The following is a 3,474-nucleotide window of genomic DNA, read 5'->3' on the forward strand; positions in this document are numbered from 1 at the left end:
CTACCGGAATTGGCTTAAATGGTTTCTATGACACCTTCCTTACACCTTTCGGATTCAAACAGGAAGAAAGAACTTATTGGGAAGCCGGAAATTTTTATAAAAATGCGTCACCTTTTAATCTGGCAGATCGTCTGAGAACACCAATTTTACTACTCCATGGTAATGAAGACGAGTATTATGAGACTCAGCCAGCACAAAGCATAAGATATTTTTCTGCATTAAAAGCCAATGCCATTCCATCTAAATTGGTATTATTTCCAAACGAAGCACATCTTTTCCAATCCCGGGAATCTGTACTGCATATGTTTTGGGAAATGAATAACTGGATAAAAAGCTTTATAAGAAAATAGAAAATTTTATATTTACCTAAAAGACTATAACATGGCAAGTCAACAAGATTTCATAGATAGAATTCAAAAATCTTACAGCCCTAAAGGGGAGTTTATTTATCTGGGTGCCGGTATGTTAGATGGTAACATCTGTGCAGATGCAAAAGTTAATCTGGCATTGAAGATGATGAACAGGCATGGTTTAATTGCCGGAGCTACAGGAACCGGAAAAACAAGAACACTGCAATTAATAGCAGAACAGCTTTCTAATGCAGGAGTACCTGTGTTTATGCTGGATGTGAAAGGCGATCTCTCTGGCCTAAATCAACCTGGAATTTCAAATTCACATATCGAAGAGCGTGTAAAAGCCTTAAATATAGCTTTCACGCCTACAGGATTTCCTGTAGAACTCTATTCTCTATCTGGCAAACTTGGCGCCCAAATGAGAGCAACTATATCCGAATTTGGCCCAATTTTACTCGGTAAAATTCTGGATTTAAACGATACACAAACAGGTGTTTTATCTGCAATCTTCAAATATGCAGACGATCATAAAATGGCTTTGGTAGATTTTAACGATCTAAAAAAACTGCTAAGTTATTTGTCTGAAGGAAATGGTGCTCAGGAGATTAAGGACACCTATGGAAAAATATCTTCTGCTACTTCCGGTACTATTTTAAGAAAGATAGTAGCATTAGAACAGATGGGATTGTCTCAGTTATTCGGAGAGAAATCATTCGATATTGAAGATCTGTTTCAGAAAGTGGACGGAAAGGGACTAATTAGTCTATTAAATATTTCCGACGTTCAGGATCAACCATCTTTATATTCTACTTTTTTATTGAGTCTGCTGGCCGAAATTTTTTATAGCATGCCAGAGGTTGGAGATGTAGATAAGCCAAAATTAGTTTTCTTCTTCGACGAGGCCCATTTGTTATTCAAAAACTCCAGCAAAGCATTTCTGGAACAGATAGAACAGGTTATTCGTTTAATCAGGTCTAAAGGAATTGGATTTTTCTTTTGTACCCAGGCTGCAACGGATGTTCCGGAGTCTGTTTTGGGGCAACTGGGAAACCGAGTACAACATGCTCTAAGAGCTTTTACTCCAAATGATGTCGATGCATTAAGAAAAACAGTAAAGACTTACCCTGCTTCCGACTTTTACCAGATAGACAAAGTCTTAACCAGTTTGGGTACCGGTGAAGCGTTAATCACTGTACTTAATGACAAAGGTATTCCTACAGAAGTAGCTGCAGTACATCTTATTCCGCCGACAGCTGTTATGGGGCCAATGCCTGAAGCAGAATGCAGAGCTTTAATGCAATCTTCAGACCTGTATAAAAAATATCAGGAGGTTATAGACCCAATCAGCGCATATGAAATTTTAAGTCAAAAGATTGACGAGAAACTAAAAGCAGACCAGGCTGCGGCAGCAGCTGAAGAAGTCGAAAAACAATCTAATGCCCCCAGGAGTAACGGCAGAGTGGAGAAAAGTACATTCGAAAAAGTGATGAATGCTACCATTACCAGACAGATTGGCCGTGAGATTGTAAGGGGCTTATTTGGTATGATTACAGGCAAAAAAACGAGTAAAAAGTCAGGCTCTTTTTTCGGCTTTTAATTGGATTTTTTTTCATTACTTTTGGGGCGAATTTTAACCATCTACTGTATTACGTTATAAGCTAATACATATTTATAAAAAATATAAATGAAGAAACCAACACTTTTGATCTTAGCCGCAGGCATGGCAAGCCGTTATGGCAGCATGAAGCAAATTGACGGCTTTGGACCAAACGGAGAAACTATTATCGATTATTCTATATATGACGCTATCAGAGCTGGGTTTGGAAAAGTAGTTTTTATCATTAAAGAAGAATTTAAAGATAATTTCAAAGCTATTTTCGACGCCAAATTAAATGGCAAAATAGAAACAGGCTATGTGTTTCAGGACTTTGATTTAAGCAAATACGGGATTAACGAAGAAATTTACAGAGAAAAACCATGGGGTACCGGACATGCTGTTTTAGAAGCGAAAAACAGCATTAAAGAACCTTTTTGTGTGATAAATGCTGATGATTTTTATGGTCATGATGCTTTTCAGAAAATTGCAGATTTTTTAAACCACGAAGCTCAGGAAAACCAATATGCTATTGTTGGTTTTAAAGTAGGTAATACTTTATCAGAAAACGGATCAGTTTCCCGGGGTGTCTGCAAAACCGATGAAAATCAGTTCTTGACGGAAATAACAGAAAGAACAAAAGTTTTTGGTGAAAATGGTGAGGTTTTTTATGAAGAGAATGGAGAACGGTTCCAACTATCTCATGATAATCCGGTATCTATGAATTTTTGGGGTTTTACTCCGGAAGTATTTCCTATCATTGAAAATATGTTTGTAGATTTCGCCAAAAAAAATGCAGACAAACCGAAAGCAGAGTTTTATATTCCTTCTGTGGCAGATAATATTGTAGAAAATGGTATTGGTTCTTTCAAAGTTATTCCTACAGACGAGAAATGGTTTGGTGTAACCTTTAAAGAAGACAAACCTATTGTTCAGGACAATATCAATAAATTGATAGAAGCAGGTATATATCCGGAGAAACTTTGGTAAACACGCCTTACAATTCTATAAAAGAAGAAACTTTATAAAAAGTTACTGTGTTATTCAGACTGTAACGAGCAAAATCTCCGTCAGAAGTATTTCAGACGGAGATTTTGTTTATTATAAAATTGAAGGTTAATCATCAACACCCTCATCCGCCCTTTGGGCACCTTCTCCCCTAGGAGAAGGACTAATAAACAATGGCGATATAAAACATCCGATGGTGTACAGTACAAATACGGACGTACAAACTAGCACTACATGTACCCGAAGTACATTCTTCAATCCCCAGTGTCGGAAAAATTAAAAAACAGTGCACTAATAGTCATAAAGCACTAACAAGCCTCATAGTCCCGAAGGGAAGCCTTTGGCTCGAAACGGTTTTACGTTCGAAGTTGCGAATACGCTTAATAAAATACTGCCAGTAAAAATAAAGCGCTAATGTTTTTTATGTGAGGCAGGTTGAGCGAAAGGCACAAGCGGGATTGATGACGGCTTTCCTGCCTGCCGGCGAGGCAGGTTTGGTTACTTTTTCAGCTGAAGGAA

At 37.6% G+C, this 3,474-nt stretch carries 3 protein-coding genes; all 3 read left to right on the forward strand.

The features are described 5' to 3' along the window. On the forward strand, positions 1–350 hold a 350-nt coding region (locus ABWO41_RS16740), incomplete at its 5' end, for an alpha/beta hydrolase family protein (protein ID WP_353140459.1). A gap of 31 nt (positions 351–381) precedes the next feature. After that, positions 382–1,950, forward strand: a complete 1,569-nt coding sequence (locus ABWO41_RS16745) for a helicase HerA-like domain-containing protein (RefSeq protein ID WP_353140461.1) — start codon at positions 382–384, stop codon at positions 1,948–1,950. 87 nt (positions 1,951–2,037) lie between these two features. Continuing rightward, positions 2,038–2,937, forward strand: a complete 900-nt coding sequence (locus ABWO41_RS16750; protein ID WP_353140463.1) for a nucleotidyltransferase family protein — start codon at positions 2,038–2,040, stop codon at positions 2,935–2,937. Positions 2,938–3,474 lie beyond the last annotated feature (537 nt).

This window comes from Pseudopedobacter sp. (genome assembly GCF_040392825.1).
GTDB lineage: Bacteria > Bacteroidota > Bacteroidia > Sphingobacteriales > Sphingobacteriaceae > Pseudopedobacter.